This window comes from Candidatus Tisiphia endosymbiont of Temnostethus pusillus (genome assembly GCF_964264675.1).
GTDB lineage: Bacteria > Pseudomonadota > Alphaproteobacteria > Rickettsiales > Rickettsiaceae > Tisiphia.
Genome location: NZ_OZ183472.1, coordinates 193,053 through 210,458, shown reverse-complemented (window position 1 = coordinate 210,458; position 17,406 = coordinate 193,053). Strand labels below are relative to the sequence as shown.

Here is a 17,406-nt window from a genome sequence, read left to right as displayed (position 1 = left end):
CTCAATTAACCTGAAGAGTTGGCAAAATGATTAAAAGTTATAGTCTGAAATTGGTCAGTTATAAGAGTAAGCAAATTACCTTTGTATTTATCAATATTAGCAAAAAATCTATCTATAGCTTCTGAGAATTGAGCAAAATTATGGTAAAATTTATTATTTGTTACAATTCTATGCATAAATTTCCATAATCGTTCAATCGGATTAAGATTAGGGCTATAGGAAGGTAAAAATACTAATTCTATTTTGCTATTTACTAGATACTCCTTTACTTTCTTTGACTTATGATACCCAGCATTATCACAAATCAAATATATCTTCTCTTTATTAGGATTTTCTGCTTCTAATTTTTGTAGAAAATTGATTATATAATCACCGTTTACTTTAGGATTATCTGTGCTAACTAATTGCAAATCAGATAAATTAATTGCTCCTATTAAATGCTTCCTTTTCCAGCCACTAAATGTTGGTAAAGTTTTATTTTGATTCTTTCTGATCCAACCATAACGGGCTTTTGTTTGATACTGAGGATGAACGCTATCCATAAAATATATAGCTTCTTTAGCCTTGAGATTACCTTTTAACAAACTATATTCTAGCTTAAATAGTTCTTGCTTATCTATATCAAGCTTGCCGGGTACGATCTTTGGCTTCTTATATACAAAGCCTAATCTGATTAATAGTTTTGTTACTCCTGCTATTGTATAGGTAACACCGTATTTTTCTTCTATGTAATTGCTGATATCTTTGGCATAAACATAATTACATATTTCTAAATGCTCTATTAACTCTTTCTCTTCTAGCTCACTTAGCTTACTTGCACTAACACCGGTAGCTGTCTCTAATTTATTAAATTTTTGATAATCTCTTACATGCTTTCTTATAGCTTCTTCACTTAACAGCAATGCTTCTGCTATTTCTCCATAGCTCCAACCTTTATCATACAGCAAAACTGCCTTAATTCGGTCACATACTCTCCTATCTCGTTCATTACCATGACTTGACTTCAGTACCGTTCTTTGTTCAGATGTTAAAATATTTCCCATTATCATATTCTAGCTTCTTTCTTCTCTTCCTTCAACTCTTCATTTACGAGCAGTATATACATTATAGCCAATATAGAAATGTTTGAGTCATAGTAATAGAATTGGTGATCCCCTGCCAAAACAAGGGTCTACAATCTATAAATATCCCCTCAGAACATTGCTTTCCCGCACCGAGGCTGGTATAACATCAATAGAAGCTAAATCTATATTTATACCACCCACTGATAACAACTTTTAAACTGCCCTGTACTTATGTCTATATGCTGAGCTTACTACTAAACTCCTTACAAAAATTGTAGGCTATTGATGTAATCTACGCTTCTATGTTGCTATCGTCTTTTTTATTATTTAACAACTCTCTTGCTTTAGCAAGTCTTATAAACCGTGCAAAAGCAAAAATCATAGAATCAACAAAACCATCAAAACCAAATACCCAATATCGTCTTATAAAAAATGATTTTAAAAAATAAAAAATACTTTCTGTAGCAATTCTTGTTTTTGATGGATTCCTACCTAATTTAACTAAATCTTTTGCTTGCTCAGAGGAATAAAAATTTGCTTTAGCTACTAGTTGCTCAATTGACGTGCCAGACCTATAATAAATTATACCATTTAAATCATAGATTTTGTTTTGTGAATTAATATTTGGATTAAACAACACCGAATCATGAGTAGTAGTGTTATTATTAGAAAAACTACTATATTTACGATTATATAATCTGATACATTTATTATAAGGAGCAAAACGACAAACCTTCTGATCATTACGGTGCAATATAACAATTTTAGTACGGTAAGCTAAATAATTAGCTTGATTATTTGAAGCAAATATAAACTCTATTTCATCTTGTAATTCTTTTGATAGTTCTTCATCAGCATCAATATTTAATATCCAGTCATTCTGACATAAATTTTCGCCAAAAGTCTTTTGTTTAACATAACCATTCCATTCGTTAAAAATCACTTTGATTCCTAAATTTCTAGCAATTTGTACTGTATCATCAGTACTCCCACTATCAACAACAATAAGCTCCTCGACAATGTCCTTAACACTGTTGATAGCTCTTGCAATCCTAGTAGCTTCATTTTTTGTGATAATAAAGGCTGAAATCTTTAGCATATCCCTCTCAACTAGGTCCTTGCATACATTTTCTATCTAGCTTCTGTAAAGGTTTCATTTCTATAGTCTATATGTTCATTATTTTTAGGAAGTACCCACAAATTGAATAATTTTTGAGGAATTTCTGAGTAAAAGAGTAGCCAAGTAACCACAAACAGTACATAATATGTCCATGAGGAACGAAAGCAAATTTTGACAACAAAATTACCAAAAGGAATCTATTCGTGAACACTCTTTTTTGTTCTCGAATCCTCACTTGCATACCTACTATTACCTACATCTTTTAAAAGTCGTATATTTGAACCTACTGACGTCATATACGACGCCCCACAAATCTAGAATGTGGGTAATAGTAATAAGGCAGGGATAATACACCCTAGGCTATTAAACTATCTTTCATCGAGATTGGTATTACATAAAAGGCATACACAATAAGCTAGAAGCTAATTCATATTTTTAATTTTTTGAGATAATCTACTGATTTTACGTGAGGCTGTATTTAATTTGATAATGTTTTTTGTTACACCTTTCATTATTTCAGATTGTGCAACAGTCAAAGCTAATTTAGCTGATTCTTTTGAGCCACTAATAACTTCTTGCAAAACTTTTTTTATATATGTTTTAATTCTACTTGACCTATTCTTATTTATTAAAGTTTTTTTTATTGTTTGTCTTATTGCCTTTTTTGCTGATGAATGATTAGCCATATTTATTATTTTCCTACAGATTTATTAGTTTTGTTCTTCATGGCTATGACTTTCTACTTTTGGGGTCATACAGCCTTTACTATTTACGTCTCTATCAACGAACTCAATATAAGCTACTGATGCCATATCTCCATAACGAAAACCAGCCTTTATTATCCTAGTATAACCACCTGGACGTTCACTATATCTTTTTCCTAAAACACTAATAAGCTTTTCAGTTGCCACTTTATCTTTAATTTTAGCAAGCAACATTCTTCTAGTCGCTAAATCAGATTTCTTGACCTTAGTTATTAGTACTTCAATATATGGTCTAAGCTCTTTAGCCTTAGGTAAAGTTGTTTTTATTTGCTCATTCATCACAAGTGCAGCAGCCATATTAGCAAACATCGCCTGTCTATGACTACTTGTTCTATTAAGCTTTCTACCCTTAATTTTATGTCGCATGTTATTACCTTTGTATTAACCTCAATTCGATATAAGAATTGTTAATTCTTATATCGAATTGGCTTGTTATAAGGAAAAATGCATTCTTGAAGCGGCTTTTACGAATGCATTTTAATCTATTACCGCTAATAATCTTAATTTTTATATGATATAAAAATAAGATTATTAGCAAATTAATATTTAACAATCAGGTGACGAACTCCTTCAAACCTGATTGTTTCTATATGTATCCCTGAATTAGATATAACCTGTTACATCTAATTCAGGTTTTATTAATATGGATCTTCATAACGCTTAGATAGTTCCTGAATATTTTCTGGAGGCCATCCTGGTATGTCCATACCAAATTTTAAACCAAAGCCTGATAATATATCCTTAATCTCATTAAGAGATTTTCTACCAAAGTTTTGAGTTCTAAGCATTTCTGCTTCTGTTTTGATAACAAGATCGCCTATATAAATTATATTTTCATTTTTTAAACAATTCTGAGATCTAACAGATAATTCTAATTCCTCAACTTTCTTCAACAACGCTGGATTAAATGCTAATTCTTCTAACTTATCCTGTTTATCTTCTGTTTGTTCTTCAAATGTAATAAATAATTGTAACTGATCTTGCAGAATTCTAGCAGCAAGTGCTATAGACATCTCCGGAGAAATACTACCATTAGTTTCAACGGTCATAATCAATTTGTCATAATCTGTAACTTGACCAACACGTGTATTATCAACTTTATAGGTAACCTTTCTTACAGGACTGAATAACGCATCTATTGGGATAACGCCAATAGCTAATTCCGAACCAACGCTGCTTGCAGCAGGAACATACCCTTTTCCCGTCTCACACACTAATTCCATTTCAAGCTGAACCCCTTTTGCCAAAGTACAAATCACATGGTTAGGGGTTAGTACCTCCACATCATGCCCTGTTCCAATCATCCCAGCAGTCACAACGCAAGGACCAGTAGCACTTAATCTGACAATCTTTCTTTCCGAAGAATGCATCTTAACGACCACAGACTTAAGATTCAAAACTACATCAACTAAATCTTCCTTAACCCCAGGTATAGCAGAAAATTCATGCACCACCCCTAGTATCTTTATTGATGTTATTGCAGCACCCTGAAGAGATGAGAGTAGAATTCGCCTCATAGCATTACCTATTGTTAAACCAAAGCCTCTCTCTAAAGGTTCAACCACAATTTTTACTATATTACTACTCTTATCAGGACTGTCATAAACTATCTTAGAAGGTTTTATTAATGCACTCCAGTTTTTATTTAATGATAACATTATTTACCTATGCCCCTATACTCTTCTTCTTTTTGGTGCTCTAACACCGTTATGTGCAACAGACGAAACATCTAAAACTGACGTAACTATAAAATTTTGACTAAATACCGCACGCATAGCCGATTCCCTTTGAGCCCCTGCACCTTGCACTCTAATTGAAACAGTTTTCAGACCGTGTTCTTTTGCAACTTCTGAGGCTTTATCAACAGTTATTTGAGCAGCATAAGGCGTAGCCTTTCTAGCCCCCTTAAAACCATGTGTACCTGCTGTTGAAAAAGCTATAGCATTACCTTGCACGTCCGTAAAAGTAACAATAGTATTATTAAAAGTTGTCTTTATATGAACAACACCAAGAGTGATATTTTTTCTTTTTTTCTTGACCTTAGTATTAGCCTGACTCATCATTATACCATATTACTTTGTAACTTTTTTCTTACCGGCAATCGCAACAGCTTTACCTTTTCTTGTTCGAGCATTAGAATGAGTATTCTGACCTCGAACAGGCAACTTTCTTATATGTCTAAGACCTTGGTAACTTCTAATATCCTTTTTCTTCTTGATATTAAGATTCACCTCTCTTCTTAAATCACCTTCTACTTTATATTCTTTTTCAATAATATTACGTAAAATAATAAGCTCTTGATCTGTTAAGTCTTTGACCCTTTTACTTTCAGATATTCCAGTTTTTCGACAAATCTCTTCTGCAGCAGAAAAACCAAGCCCATAAATATATGTTAAGCTCACTACTAATCTTTTGTTTGCTGGAATATTAACACTCGCTATTCTTGCCACAAATAATCTCCAAAATTTCGATAATAACCAAAAGGGAATAATATAAAAATATCCCTTAAAGTCAAATCATTTTTAATACTTTATATAAAACAAGCTCTACTTCTTCTTTATCCTTATTTGCATCAACAACATAGAATTCACTATTATCTCTATAATAGTTAAGTAACGGATAAGTCTCTATTTTATATTCTTCTATTCTTTGCTTAATAGTCTGTTCATCATCATCTTGTCTGTGCATAAATTTATCTGATCCACAAACATCACAGACATTATCAACCTTAGGTTTAATAAAATAACTATTATAAATTTGTCCACAATTTTCACAATTAAATCTACCTAGAATCCTCTTGATAATCACTTGATCGTCTATGTCGAAAAACACAACTTTAATCTTTTGATTAGCAAACATTCTTAGAAAATTAGCTTGCTCTAAATTACGAGGATAACCATCTAGAACATAACCGTTTTTATATATATCCTGAGTTAAAAACTCCTTAACTACATTATTCACCAATTTAGGAGGGACAAGTTTTCCTTGTGCCATATACTCTTTAATTAACAAACCATCCTTGTTATTAACCTTTACCATTTGCCTGAATATATCGCCAGTAGACACATGAGGTAAATTTAACTTTCTTGCCAATAACTGCCCTTGAGTTCCCTTCCCTGAACCAGGAGACCCTATAAGCACTATAATCATTTGAAACTCTTCTTTAAACATAACATAATATATACCCTCCACTAAGTTAAAATGTATAATTTTTTGCTTTAAAGAATTGTTTTTTTATAATATAAGTTAGTTTTTTAACTTCATTTTTTTAATTAATCCCTCATACTTACTGCTAAATAAATGAGTTTGAATTTGTACAAATGTATCTAGAACAACATTAACAACAATTAAAAAACTTGTACCCCCTAAGGCAAAAGATACGGCATATTTATTCATTAACATTTCAGGAACTATACATATAAAACTAAGATATATACCACCTATTACAGTTAACCTAGTTAACAAATAATCAAAATATTCCGCAGTATTCTTACCAGGCCTTTTGCCAGGAATATATGCCCCATATTTTCTTAAGTTATTTGCTGTTTCTTCTGAATTAAAAACTACTGCTGTATAAAAAAAACTAAAAAACATTATCAACGCAACATACAACAAAATATATAAAGGCTTCCCATGCCCTAGATGGAAAGTTAATAAACTCATAATTTCTGAATTATTGCTAGAAAAATTAGCTATTGTCACAGGAAACAATAAAATCGAACTAGCAAATATTGGCGGAATTACCCCAGAAGTATTAAGTTTAAGAGGCATATGAGTCGAATCACCACCATAAATTTTATTACCAACTTGTCTTTTTGGATATTGTACCAAAACTTTTCTCTGTGCCTTCTCAAAGAAAATTATTATAGCTATAATTACAATAACTCCTAAACAAATAGCCATAACTACTATCGGAGACAAACCACCACTTCTTGACAACTCAAACATGCTTATAATACCACTTGGTACACCCGACACTATACCTATAAATATAATTAAGGACGATCCATTACCAATACCTCTACCAGTAATCTGTTCACCAAGCCACATTAAGAACATAGTACCTACAACTAAAGTAATAACGGTAGTAACCTTGAAAAAAAGCCCAGGTATAATAACTACTGGACCTACATTAGTCACAACATGTTCCAAACTTACTGCAACACCATATGCCTGAAAAGAAGCTAATAAAACAGTTAAATACCTAGATAATTGATTGATTTTCCTTTTACCAACCTCACCTTCTTTTTTTAAATTCTCTAAAGGCTTGTAGGCTATTGACATTAATTGAATGATAATTGAAGCAGTTATATATGGCATAATTGCTAAAGCAAAAATAGACATTCTACCTAGGGATCCCCCAGATAGCATATTAAACATACCAAGTATACCCGATTGATTTTGTTCCGCCACACTGCTTAATGCAACCGAATCAATACCCGCTATAGGAATAAATGACCCAAATCTACATACTATAAGAGCCAAAATAGTAAAAATAATCCTATTAGCTAAGTCTTTATTAGATTTTTGTGTGGAATTTAAACTCATAAATTACAATATTTGACCACCAACTTGTTCTATTAACTTCTTAGCAGAGCTAGAATAAGCATCTAATTGAAATGATAAGGGACTATTAAAATCACCACTGCTAACAGATAATAACTTAACCAATAAGTTATTATTCTTAATTAACCCGACTTCAACTAATCTATCCTTTGTTACAACTTCTGTTGAGTTCAAACGATTTTCTGCTATTAAAAATTCTATATCAGCAATATTTACTACACTATATTTCTTAGAACTAGGACAGTTAAAGCCTCTCTTTGGCAATCTTTTAATCATAGGCATCTGACCCCCTTCAAAACCTTTGATAGCTACACCAGATCTAGATTTCTGTCCCTTAACACCTCTGCCACATGTTTTACCTTTACCACTGCCAATACCTCGACCTACTCTTTTTTTATCTTTCTTGGCACCAAAATTGTTAGATAACTCATTTAATTTCATTTTCTAAACTCTAATTTATTCTAATTTATATTTTCTACTTTTAACAAATGTTGTACCTTCTTGATCATCCCTCTAACAGAGTTTGTATCTTTCAAAATAACAGATTTATGCATTTTATTTAGACCTAAACCTACCAAGGTTTCTTCCTGATCATATTTACGACCTATACTACTACCAATTTGGGTAACTTTAACCTTTACCTCATTCACTTTTTCTTGATTACTACTCATAAATTCCTACAACCCAATTATTACTTTACTTTAAATATAAAGACTCACTATAGCCCATTGCTTCAAAGCCCCATTCACACGCAAATTCAGGATAAGAATTTGTCAATTCTTATCCCAAATTCGGTGAAATTATCGAAACAATCAGATTTGAGACGACTCTGCATCTGATTGTTAAATTAATATTTTGCTAAAAACATGATTTTAATCTTTTAAAATCATGTTTTTAGCTTAAGGTTTAAAATGCATTCACAAAATCACTTTAAGAATGCATTTTTCTTTATTTTTTAGATTCTGCTACCTACCAAATCAAAACTTCTTAAGTTGACACTCATGAGCCTACGCTGGAAGGACTATTACACTATTTAAACTTGCACACTTGGTTCTGATATTATTTGTTGCCCTTTTGTAGATTTAGTTGATACCTCATTTATTCTTTTTCCTCTCCTTTCAGCAATATTCTTTGGAGAAGATAGTTGAGATAACGCATCAAAAGTTGCAGCAATCATCGCATATACATTACTAGAACCCAAAGATTTGGCAACAATATCATGAACTCCTAAAGAATCAAAGATTGCCCTCATAGCACCACCAGCAATAACACCAGTACCTGCCTTGGCTCTTCTTAAAATGACTTTAGCTGCTCCACTTTTACCAATGACATCATGATGAATAGTTCTATTTTGATAAAGAGGAATTTTAATCATATCTTTCCTTGCTTCTTGAGTAGCCTTAGCTCTAGCTTCTGTTACCTCTTTCGCTTTGCCATGACCATAACCAACCTTACCGGCTTTATCACCAGCAACAATACAAGCAGAAAAAGAGAATTTCCTACCCCCCTTTACTACTTTAGTAACTCTATTTACATCCACCAAAGTTTCTGTTAGTGCTTCACTTGTATTTTTTTTAGCTTTAGCCATTTCTTAAACCTAAAATTAAAATTTCATTTTTTTTCTTGCTGCATCAGCTAAAGCCTTAACAACACCATGATATTTATAACCACCCTTATCGAATACAACTTCTTGTACCCCTTTAAGCGATGCTCTTTCGCCTATTAAATCACCTACTTTCGTGGCTGTACCAATATTACAGTTGGATTTTTTTAACTGTCTAATTTCTTTATCTAAAGTCGAAGCAGATGCAATAGTTATTGATTGTTTGTCATCTATGACTTGTGCATATATGTGCTTTCCAGACTTAAAAATAGACAGCCTGAGTCTGTTTGATACCTTTGATATCTTAGACCTTACTCTAGCCTTTCTTATATCAAACTTTAACTTTGAACTACGCATATTTAACTCTTAAATTTTAATTTTTCTTACCTTCTTTTCTCTGAACATATTGACCTTTGCGTTTAATACCTTTACCTTTATATGGTTCAGGTGGTCTCTGCTTTATAATAATTGATATAAACTGACCTAATTTTTCTTTATCAACACTTTCCAATATAATCTGATTTTGTTTAGGAGCGGTAACTTTAATATTTTGAGGTATTTCTACTTTAGTATTATGACTTTTAGCAAGCATTAAGTTTAAATATTTATCCTTCACCAAAGCCTTATAACCAACACCGTTGACTTCAAGCTCTTCTGTAAAACCTTCTTTAACACCTTTTATCATACTATTTATTATACTTCGTGCCGTACCCCACATAGATCTAGCACTTTTAGTCTCTGTTAATGCTTTTACAAAAAGCTGATTATCTTGCAATAAAATTGCTATATTTCCTGCGAAAGTTTTTGTTAATTCTCCCTTGGGACCAACAACATTAACTTTCAACCCATCAAGTTCAACTTTCACCCCTTCAGGCACAGGGACTGGTAATTTTCCAATACGTGACATCTTTATACCTTAAAACACTTTACAAATTACTTCACCACCAATTTTTTGGCTATGCGCTTCTCTATCTGATAAAACTCCTCTAGAAGTAGAAAGAATATAAATACCCATATTGTTATAATATCCTTTTAATTTATCAATAGAAGAATAAATCCTCTTACCTGGTTTTGAAACTCTACTTATTTCACATATAGCAGGTTTTCCATTAACAGAATATTTTAGATCCACTTCAATATGACTTATATTACCATCCTTGACAACTACATACTCTTTTATATAACCTTCTTTTTTTAAAACATCCAAAATAGCACATTTTATTTTTGAACAAGGTAGAGATATATTCATCAATTTACTTTTTTGACCATTTCTAATTCTAGTCAACATATCCGCTATATTATCTGTCATTGACATACGATAAACCTACTATTTTAACCTCAATTCGATATAAGAATTTTTATATCGAATTGGCTTTGTTATAAGAAAAAGTGTACCCTTGGAGCGACTTTTACGAGTACATTTCAACTTTTTTCATCATTCAATGGGTGATTTTAATTATTAAAACCACCCATTAAATAGAATATTACATTTTAACAATCAGGTACTGAACCGCTTCAAACCTGATTGTTTCTACTTAACCCTTGAATTCGATATAATAAGTTATATCGAATTCAAGCTATTTTACCAACTTGCTTTAATCAAACCAGGAACTAATCCCTTACTACCAAGATCTCTCAGCTTATTTCGCGATAGACCAAATTTACTATACACTCCTCTTGGACGTCCAGTAAGCTCACACCGATTTCGAACTCTATTCATAGCTGAGTTTCTAGGTAACTTAGCTAAAACCATCACTAACGAAAATCTTTCTTCCAAAGATAAAGTTTTATCGTAAATCTTGTCCTTTAATTTAGCACGCTTGTTATATAAACTTTGTGCCATCTTTCTTCTTCTATTATTCTTTTTTATAGAACTTACTTTAGCCATCTATTTTTCTTCTAAAAATTAATTATAAAAAGGCAAATTAAAGCCAGAAAGTAATAATTTACCTTCTTCATTATTCATAGCACTTGTAACAATCGTGATATCCATACCACGAATTACATCTATCTTGTCGTAATTAATCTCTGGAAAAACAATCTGTTCTTTTATACCAAAAGTAAAATTACCTCTACCATCAAAGCTTTTGCTTGAGAAACCTCTAAATTCTTTAATACGCGGTAGAGCAACGATTACTAATCTCTCTAAAAAATCATACATTCTATCTTTGCGCAGAGTAACTTTACAACCAACTTTCATACCTTCACGAAGCTTAAAAGTAGCAATAGACTTTTTGGCCTCAGTTACTAAAGGCTTTTGTCCTGAAATTAGAGTTAGATCATTGACAGCATTATTAATTACCTTAGAATCTGCAACCGTCTCACCAACCCCCATATTAACAACAATTTTTACAACCTTAGGCATTTGATGTTTATTCTTGTACGCAAACTCTTTCTGTAAGTTTGGTACAATCTCTTTAGTGTATAAATCTTTAAACCTGAGCAACATTACTTACCTTCCTTATTACTAATAATTTCACCAGACTTCTTAGCTACTCTTACTTTAGAGCCATCTTCTAGAAATTTAAAAGCAACTTTTGTATGGTTACCTGTTTTAGGATCTATGTGAGCAACATTGGATATATGTATGGATAATTCCTTTGACACTATGCCACCTTCACTTGTTTTACTCGCCTTAACATGCTTGCGAACAATATTTATACCCGAAACAATAGCTCTATTTTGCTCAGGCAAAACCTTTAAGACCTTACCCTTTTTTCCCTTATTTTTTCCGGTGATAACAATAACTTCATCACCTTTCTTAATTTTTAGCTTAATCATTACAACACCTCTTCTGCAAGTGACATAATCTTAACGAATTTTTTTGCCCTTAATTCTCTAGTTACAGGACCGAAAACTCTTGTACCTATTGGTTCTCCTTGCTTATTCAAAAGTACTGCTGCATTAGAATCAAACTTAATTGTACTACCATCTGCCCTTCTAACACCCTTTTTTGTTCTAACAATCAGAGCCCTATGTACGTCACCTTTTTTTACTTTTCCGCTTGGCAAAGCTTCTTTTATAGATACCACAATGACATCCCCAAGATTTGCTATCATGTGATGTGAACCACCAAGCACTTTAATACACATAATTTTTTTAGCACCAGAGTTATCCGCAACATCTAAGATGCTCTGCATCTGAATCATAACTTACTTCCACTTGAGAATTTAATAACGCAACAAAATAAACAATCTAAATAACAAAGTCAAAGGATAAAACTCACTATTCTGTGACGACCAAACCTATCATTAGAGAGATGCCTTTACATCCCCTAACACCACCCAAGACTTAGTTTTAGATATAGGACGACTTTCAACTATACTAACCTTATCACCATCCTTATAAGTATTTTCTGGATCATGAGCAGCATATTTTTTAGAGACTTTTACAATTTTTTTGTATATAGGATGCTTAAACCTACGCTCTACTTTAACTGTAATAGTCTTATCAGTTTTCGAACTTACAACAACGCCCTGTAGCACTCTTTTCGGCATTTCCCTATTCTCCAGTTTTTGATCTTATAGTTAACTCTGTATTAATACGAGCTATTGTTTTTTTTACAAAAGAAAACCTGCTAGTATTTTGTAATTCACCTAATGTTCTTTGAAACCGTAGATTAAAAAACTCTTTTTTAAACAAAGTTCTCTTTTTGTGAAGCTCTTCCGTAGTCTGCCCAACCAATTCCTTTGCTGATACCCCTAAATTATTCATAACGCCTCACTATCTTTGTTCTTACAGGCAATTTTGCACTAGCAAGCTCAAGTGCTTTCGTCGCTATATCATCTGTAACCCCTTCCACTTCAAACATAATTCTTCCAGGTGATACTCTCACTGCAAAAAATTCAGTAGAACCTTTTCCTTTACCCATTCTAACTTCCGCAGGCTTCTTTGACACAGGCAAATCAGGAAAAATTTTAATCCATAATCTCCCCTGCCTTTTCATACAACGAACTGCAGCCTTTCTTGCTGCCTCTATTTGTCTTGCGGTAACCCTTAAACCATCTAACGATTTCAAGCCAAAAGAACCGAAAGCTAGCATAGTACCAGCTTTTGCTTTTGAGGAAACTCTCCCCTTATGTGCTTTTCTAAATTTTTGTTTTTTCGGAGCTAACATTATTTTACTTCAAAATTAATTATGTTTCTTTCTATTTTCCACATGATCACCCCTATAGACCCAAACCTTTATACCTATAACTCCATAAGTTGTCATAGCTTCAGCAGTCGCATAGTCAATATCAGCTCTCAAAGTATGTAAAGGTACTCTACCTTCTCTATACCACTCTGTTCTCGCTATTTCAGCTCCAGCTAAACGTCCAGAACAAGCAACCTTTATACCTAACCCTCCTTGCTTAAAGCAGGCTTGGATAGCGGTTTTCATAGCTTTTCTAAAAGACACTCTTTTCTCAAGCTGCGTAGCAATCGTTTGAGCAATAATGTTAGAGTCTATATTAGGCTTCTTTACTTCATGTATGTTAATATATATTTCTTCTAAACCCGTAATTTTTTGGACAGATTTTTTTAATTTATCAATGTCGTTACCACTTTTACCTATAATAACTCCAGGCTTTTTAGCAAAAATATTAATTATAACATTCTTATTAGAAGGCCTCTCTATTAATACTCTACTAACTTGTGCTTGCACATAGTTCTTATTAACTAGATTTCTAACCTCTAAATCTTGGATAAGAAGGACTTTATACTGCTTCTTATCAGCATATAACACCGAGTCCCAACCTTTAATTAATGTCGGACCAACTCTAAAGCCATGCGGATTAACTTTTTGCCCCATATCTTATTTCCCCTCAACTTCAGTAACTGTAATATATAAATTACTAAAAAATTTATTAATCCTTGTTGCTCTTCCTTTAGCTCTTGGCATAATTCTTTTCATCACCAACGCCTTACCTACAGTTGCAGAAGTAATAAACAAAGTATCAATATCTAAACCAAAATTATTTTCAGCATTAGCAACAGCAGACTGTAAACATTTTTTTACATCTTGAGCAATTCTTCTAGAGGAAAAGGTAAGCTGAATTAGAGCCTCAGACACTTTCATATTCCTAATAGAAGTTGCAACCAAATTCAATTTCCTCGGACTCACTCTAAGAGACTTAGCAATTGCTGTAGTAGAGCCTTTATTCACCTTCACCATATCTATTTTCTCTTAACTTTTTTATCTGTGCCATGACCATGAAAAGTCCTAGTTGGAGAAAATTCACCTAATTTTTTACCAACCATTTCTTCACTTACAGTAACAGGTATAAATTTATTTCCATTATGTACAGCAAATGTTATTCCAACAAAAAATGGTAAAATTGTTGACCTTCTAGACCAAGTCTGAATCATTTCTGATTTACCAGATTCAATCAATTTTTGTACTTTTTTTATCAGATAACCATCTACAAAAGGTCCTTTCCAAACTGAACGAGCCATAATTACTACCTAATTACTTTCTTCTCTTAATAATAAATTTTGATGTAAGCTTATTCTTACGTGTTTTCTTACCCTTAGTTGGGAAACCCCATGGAGTCACTGGATGGCGACCACCAGAAGTTTTTCCTTCTCCTCCCCCATGTGGGTGATCGAATGGATTCATTGCAACACCACGAACATGTGGTCTCCAACCTAGCCATCTATTTCTTCCGGCCTTACCTAAATTGGTATTCTTTTGATCAGGGTTTGAAACAACACCTATGGTAGCCTTACAATCTAACGGTATCAATCTAAATTCTCCAGATCGAAGCTTGATCTGTGCATAACCCGAATCCTTACCTACTAAATTAACAGAAGTACCAGCAGATCTTGCAATTTGACCACCTTTACCAACTTTCATTTCTACATTATGTAAAGTAGTACCAACAGGAATAGATTTCAAAGATAAACAATTTCCTACTTTTATGTCAGCTTTATCACTTGATACTATTCTATCTCCTACAATAAGCTTTTGTGGTGCTAAAATATAAGAATACTCACCATCATCGAATTTAATTAAAGCAATGAAGGAAGTTCTGTTAGGATCATATTCTATTCTTTCAACAGTGGCAAATATATCCTGTTTATTTCTTTTAAAATCGATTATACGATAAAGTCTTTTATGCCCTCCTCCTCTATGCCAAGAAGTGGTTCTACCCAAATTATTTCTACCACCAGTCTTAGATAAACCTTTAGTTAAAGGTTTATGAGGCTTACCTTTCCAAAGATCAGATTTATCAACCTGTACTAATTCTCTAAGGGATGGAGTAACTGGATTAAACGTTTTTAAAGCCATTTATTTAATACCCCCAGTAAAATCAATAGTATAATCTTTTTCTAACGTCACAATTGCTTTCTTTTTATCTGATTGTCTGCCATTAACACCCTTGAATCTTTTTCTCTTACCTTTTACATTCATTATGTTAACTTTTTTAACCTTAACCTGAAAAATCTTTTCAACAGCCGTCTTGATAGAAGCTTTCTCAGCACTACTAGCAACATGAAAAGTAAACTTATTTTGTTGCTCAGATAAAATATTGGTCTTCTCAGTGATCACAGGATTCCTAATAAGATCATAATGTTTATAAGACTTCACTTTAACCTCTTTTCTAAAGCATCTACAGCTTCTTGTGATAACAAAACATAATCATGGCGTATTATATCATAAACATTTGCACCAATTTGCGGTACTGAAATAGTATTTGGAATATTTTGTACTGCCAAAGAAAAATTGATATCAACTTCATCACCACTAACAATAAAATAACTTTTACCATGAAAATTATTTAATAATTTTATAAGATTAGAAGTTTTGGATTCATGTAATTTTAAAGAATCTACTATTAGCAGTTTTCCCTCAGCCAATTTTTCCGACAAAGCATGTTTTAAACCAAGTTTTCTAACTTTTTTTGGTAATTTTGTAGCATGACTCCTTGTTACTGGACCGTGAGAAACTCCACCACCTCTCATTTGGACAGATCTTAAAGATCCTTGCCTTGCATTACCCGTACCTTTTTGCTTAAAAGGTTTCTTTGTAGTACCAGATACTTGCGACACTGTCTTTGTTTGATGTGTACCAGCCATAGCTTTAGCTCTCTGCCAATCAACAACAAGCTTGATAATATCTTCCCTAACAAAATCTACAGCAAAAACTTCGTTATCTAAATCAATCTCACCAACAGCTTCGTTTTCAAGATTTAATAATTTGGCTTTCATATAGTTTATCCTATAGCTGTAATGGTTTTCTTAATAGCATCCTTAATGTAGACATAAGATCCTTTTGAACCGGGAATATTTCCACTAACTATGATTATGCTTTTTTCCATATCAGTATCGACTACTTTCAAATTTTGAATAGTAACTCTTGTATTTCCCATGTGACCAGCCATTTTCTTATTCTTAAATACTTTACCAGGATCTTGTCTACCACCAGTAGAACCATGCGAACGGTGAGACACAGATACACCATGTGAAGCTTCAAGTCCTCTAAAATTATGCCTTTTCATACTACCAGCAAAACCTTTACCAATAGTAGTACCTACAACATCTATAAACTGACCAATAACAAAATGATCCACATGCAATACAAAACCTACATCAAGGAAACAAGCTTCAGAAATTCTAAATTCCTTCAATTTTTCCTTTGGCGTAACTTGAGCATTAGCAAATACCTGCTTCATTGGTTTTGTTACTTTAGATAATTTTTTATCTTTTACCCCAATAACCAAAGCATTATAACCATCTTTTTCTTGGGTCTTTTGTCCCACTACTTGACAATCTTCAACTTGCAGAAAAGTAACAGTAGTTCTTTCTCCCTTTTCATTAAAAATTGAACTCATGCCAATTTTCTTAGCGATTAAACCGGTTCTCATCACTCAACACTCTCTAACTTAATCTCAACATCAACACCAGCAGGCAAATCAACCTTTTTTAAAGCATCAACAGTCTGAGGAGTTGGATAACTTATTATCAAAAGTCTTTTCTGAATTCTAATCTCAAATTGCTCCCTTGATTTTTTATTGACATGCGGAGACCTATTAACGGTAAATCTCTCAATTGTCCTTGGCAACGGAATTGGACCAATTATATCAGCACCGGTTCTTTTAACAGCCCCTACTATTTCTCTAGTACCTTGTTCAAGCGAGCGGTGATCAAACGACTTTAAACGAATTTTGATTTTTTGATTATTTTTCATTAACTAAACCTTTTTATAAACAGCTAGACCAGTCAAAGCACATTCTTTAATAGACTTACTCTAATTAAACATATTTTGCCTAACCCTAAAAAAATAGTCATCCTGAACTTTTTCAGGAT

At 32.8% G+C, this 17,406-nt stretch carries 30 protein-coding genes; all 30 read right to left on the bottom strand.

Translation table 11 applies throughout. The features are described from left to right. Positions 1-5: 5 nt before the first annotated feature. Positions 6-1,043 carry an IS630 family transposase gene (locus ACFEL2_RS01080; RefSeq protein WP_375332038.1) on the bottom strand — a complete coding sequence of 346 codons (1,038 nt, stop codon included), beginning with the start codon at positions 1,041-1,043 and terminating at the stop codon, positions 6-8. A gap of 313 nt (positions 1,044-1,356) precedes the next feature. After that, positions 1,357-2,163 carry a glycosyltransferase family 2 protein gene (locus ACFEL2_RS01075; RefSeq protein ID WP_375332037.1) on the bottom strand — a complete coding sequence of 269 codons (807 nt, stop codon included), beginning with the start codon at positions 2,161-2,163 and terminating at the stop codon, positions 1,357-1,359. A gap of 443 nt (positions 2,164-2,606) precedes the next feature. After that, positions 2,607-2,870: a 30S ribosomal protein S20 gene (gene rpsT / locus ACFEL2_RS01070; RefSeq protein WP_341748197.1), complete on the bottom strand. Its 264-nt coding sequence runs from the start codon at positions 2,868-2,870 to the stop codon at positions 2,607-2,609. Positions 2,871-2,894: 24 nt separating this feature from the next. Further along, positions 2,895-3,314, bottom strand: coding sequence for a 50S ribosomal protein L17 (gene rplQ, locus ACFEL2_RS01065; RefSeq protein ID WP_375332036.1), 420 nt, complete (start codon positions 3,312-3,314; stop codon positions 2,895-2,897). Between the two features lie 272 nt (positions 3,315-3,586). Beyond that, a complete protein-coding gene (locus ACFEL2_RS01060; RefSeq protein ID WP_375332035.1) occupies positions 3,587-4,606 on the bottom strand; it encodes a DNA-directed RNA polymerase subunit alpha in 1,020 nt (339 codons plus the stop codon). Positions 4,607-4,621: 15 nt separating this feature from the next. Continuing rightward, positions 4,622-5,008: a 30S ribosomal protein S11 gene (rpsK, locus tag ACFEL2_RS01055; RefSeq protein WP_341748194.1), complete on the bottom strand. Its 387-nt coding sequence runs from the start codon at positions 5,006-5,008 to the stop codon at positions 4,622-4,624. Positions 5,009-5,020: 12 nt separating this feature from the next. Beyond that, positions 5,021-5,398 carry a 30S ribosomal protein S13 gene (gene rpsM / locus ACFEL2_RS01050; RefSeq protein ID WP_341748193.1) on the bottom strand — a complete coding sequence of 126 codons (378 nt, stop codon included), beginning with the start codon at positions 5,396-5,398 and terminating at the stop codon, positions 5,021-5,023. 61 nt (positions 5,399-5,459) lie between these two features. Beyond that, on the bottom strand, positions 5,460-6,098 hold the full coding sequence (locus tag ACFEL2_RS01045; protein ID WP_341748430.1) for an adenylate kinase: 639 nt from the start codon (positions 6,096-6,098) through the stop codon (positions 5,460-5,462). Between the two features lie 96 nt (positions 6,099-6,194). After that, positions 6,195-7,496: a preprotein translocase subunit SecY gene (secY, locus tag ACFEL2_RS01040; protein WP_341748192.1), complete on the bottom strand. Its 1,302-nt coding sequence runs from the start codon at positions 7,494-7,496 to the stop codon at positions 6,195-6,197. 3 nt (positions 7,497-7,499) lie between these two features. After that, positions 7,500-7,955, bottom strand: coding sequence for a 50S ribosomal protein L15 (gene rplO, locus ACFEL2_RS01035; RefSeq protein WP_341751352.1), 456 nt, complete (start codon positions 7,953-7,955; stop codon positions 7,500-7,502). A 20-nt stretch (positions 7,956-7,975) separates the two neighbouring features. Next, the gene (rpmD, locus tag ACFEL2_RS01030; protein WP_341748190.1) at positions 7,976-8,185 is read right to left on the bottom strand and encodes a 50S ribosomal protein L30; all 210 of its coding nucleotides are present in this window, start codon (positions 8,183-8,185) and stop codon (positions 7,976-7,978) included. 362 nt (positions 8,186-8,547) lie between these two features. Beyond that, positions 8,548-9,102: a 30S ribosomal protein S5 gene (gene rpsE, locus ACFEL2_RS01025; RefSeq protein WP_341751353.1), complete on the bottom strand. Its 555-nt coding sequence runs from the start codon at positions 9,100-9,102 to the stop codon at positions 8,548-8,550. Positions 9,103-9,117: 15 nt separating this feature from the next. Beyond that, positions 9,118-9,474 (bottom strand): 50S ribosomal protein L18, encoded by a 357-nt coding sequence (gene rplR / locus ACFEL2_RS01020; protein ID WP_341751354.1) that lies wholly within the window; start codon positions 9,472-9,474, stop codon positions 9,118-9,120. A gap of 16 nt (positions 9,475-9,490) precedes the next feature. Further along, on the bottom strand, positions 9,491-10,024 hold the full coding sequence (gene rplF / locus ACFEL2_RS01015) for a 50S ribosomal protein L6 (protein WP_375332034.1): 534 nt from the start codon (positions 10,022-10,024) through the stop codon (positions 9,491-9,493). A gap of 9 nt (positions 10,025-10,033) precedes the next feature. Next, on the bottom strand, positions 10,034-10,432 hold the full coding sequence (gene rpsH, locus ACFEL2_RS01010) for a 30S ribosomal protein S8 (RefSeq protein WP_341748186.1): 399 nt from the start codon (positions 10,430-10,432) through the stop codon (positions 10,034-10,036). A 267-nt stretch (positions 10,433-10,699) separates the two neighbouring features. After that, a complete protein-coding gene (rpsN, locus tag ACFEL2_RS01005) occupies positions 10,700-11,005 on the bottom strand; it encodes a 30S ribosomal protein S14 (RefSeq protein ID WP_341748185.1) in 306 nt (101 codons plus the stop codon). 18 nt (positions 11,006-11,023) lie between these two features. Then, positions 11,024-11,563 (bottom strand): 50S ribosomal protein L5, encoded by a 540-nt coding sequence (rplE, locus tag ACFEL2_RS01000; RefSeq protein WP_375331539.1) that lies wholly within the window; start codon positions 11,561-11,563, stop codon positions 11,024-11,026. Positions 11,564-11,565: 2 nt separating this feature from the next. Next, the gene (gene rplX / locus ACFEL2_RS00995; protein ID WP_341748183.1) at positions 11,566-11,898 is read right to left on the bottom strand and encodes a 50S ribosomal protein L24; all 333 of its coding nucleotides are present in this window, start codon (positions 11,896-11,898) and stop codon (positions 11,566-11,568) included. Then, positions 11,898-12,266: a 50S ribosomal protein L14 gene (gene rplN, locus ACFEL2_RS00990; RefSeq protein ID WP_341748182.1), complete on the bottom strand. Its 369-nt coding sequence runs from the start codon at positions 12,264-12,266 to the stop codon at positions 11,898-11,900. Before rplN ends, rplX begins: the two co-directional genes overlap by 1 nt. A 102-nt stretch (positions 12,267-12,368) precedes the next feature. Further along, complete coding sequence (gene rpsQ / locus ACFEL2_RS00985) at positions 12,369-12,614, bottom strand: 30S ribosomal protein S17 (protein WP_341751357.1); 246 nt, start codon at positions 12,612-12,614, stop codon at positions 12,369-12,371. A gap of 4 nt (positions 12,615-12,618) precedes the next feature. Beyond that, a complete protein-coding gene (rpmC, locus tag ACFEL2_RS00980; RefSeq protein ID WP_341751358.1) occupies positions 12,619-12,831 on the bottom strand; it encodes a 50S ribosomal protein L29 in 213 nt (70 codons plus the stop codon). Beyond that, positions 12,824-13,234: a 50S ribosomal protein L16 gene (gene rplP / locus ACFEL2_RS00975; protein WP_341748179.1), complete on the bottom strand. Its 411-nt coding sequence runs from the start codon at positions 13,232-13,234 to the stop codon at positions 12,824-12,826. Before rplP ends, rpmC begins: the two co-directional genes overlap by 8 nt. Before the next feature lie 15 nt (positions 13,235-13,249). After that, on the bottom strand, positions 13,250-13,909 hold the full coding sequence (gene rpsC, locus ACFEL2_RS00970) for a 30S ribosomal protein S3 (RefSeq protein WP_341751359.1): 660 nt from the start codon (positions 13,907-13,909) through the stop codon (positions 13,250-13,252). Positions 13,910-13,912: 3 nt separating this feature from the next. Next, positions 13,913-14,272, bottom strand: a complete 360-nt coding sequence (gene rplV / locus ACFEL2_RS00965; protein WP_341751360.1) for a 50S ribosomal protein L22 — start codon at positions 14,270-14,272, stop codon at positions 13,913-13,915. Positions 14,273-14,274: 2 nt separating this feature from the next. Beyond that, on the bottom strand, positions 14,275-14,553 hold the full coding sequence (rpsS, locus tag ACFEL2_RS00960) for a 30S ribosomal protein S19 (RefSeq protein WP_341748176.1): 279 nt from the start codon (positions 14,551-14,553) through the stop codon (positions 14,275-14,277). A gap of 13 nt (positions 14,554-14,566) precedes the next feature. Then, positions 14,567-15,388 carry a 50S ribosomal protein L2 gene (gene rplB, locus ACFEL2_RS00955; RefSeq protein ID WP_341748175.1) on the bottom strand — a complete coding sequence of 274 codons (822 nt, stop codon included), beginning with the start codon at positions 15,386-15,388 and terminating at the stop codon, positions 14,567-14,569. Further along, on the bottom strand, positions 15,389-15,688 hold the full coding sequence (rplW, locus tag ACFEL2_RS00950; protein WP_341751361.1) for a 50S ribosomal protein L23: 300 nt from the start codon (positions 15,686-15,688) through the stop codon (positions 15,389-15,391). Then, positions 15,685-16,308, bottom strand: a complete 624-nt coding sequence (gene rplD / locus ACFEL2_RS00945; RefSeq protein WP_341748173.1) for a 50S ribosomal protein L4 — start codon at positions 16,306-16,308, stop codon at positions 15,685-15,687. Before rplD ends, rplW begins: the two co-directional genes overlap by 4 nt. A gap of 5 nt (positions 16,309-16,313) precedes the next feature. After that, positions 16,314-16,964, bottom strand: coding sequence for a 50S ribosomal protein L3 (gene rplC / locus ACFEL2_RS00940; protein ID WP_341751362.1), 651 nt, complete (start codon positions 16,962-16,964; stop codon positions 16,314-16,316). Next, a complete protein-coding gene (gene rpsJ, locus ACFEL2_RS00935; RefSeq protein ID WP_341748171.1) occupies positions 16,964-17,287 on the bottom strand; it encodes a 30S ribosomal protein S10 in 324 nt (107 codons plus the stop codon). Before rpsJ ends, rplC begins: the two co-directional genes overlap by 1 nt. Positions 17,288-17,406: the final 119 nt, after the last annotated feature.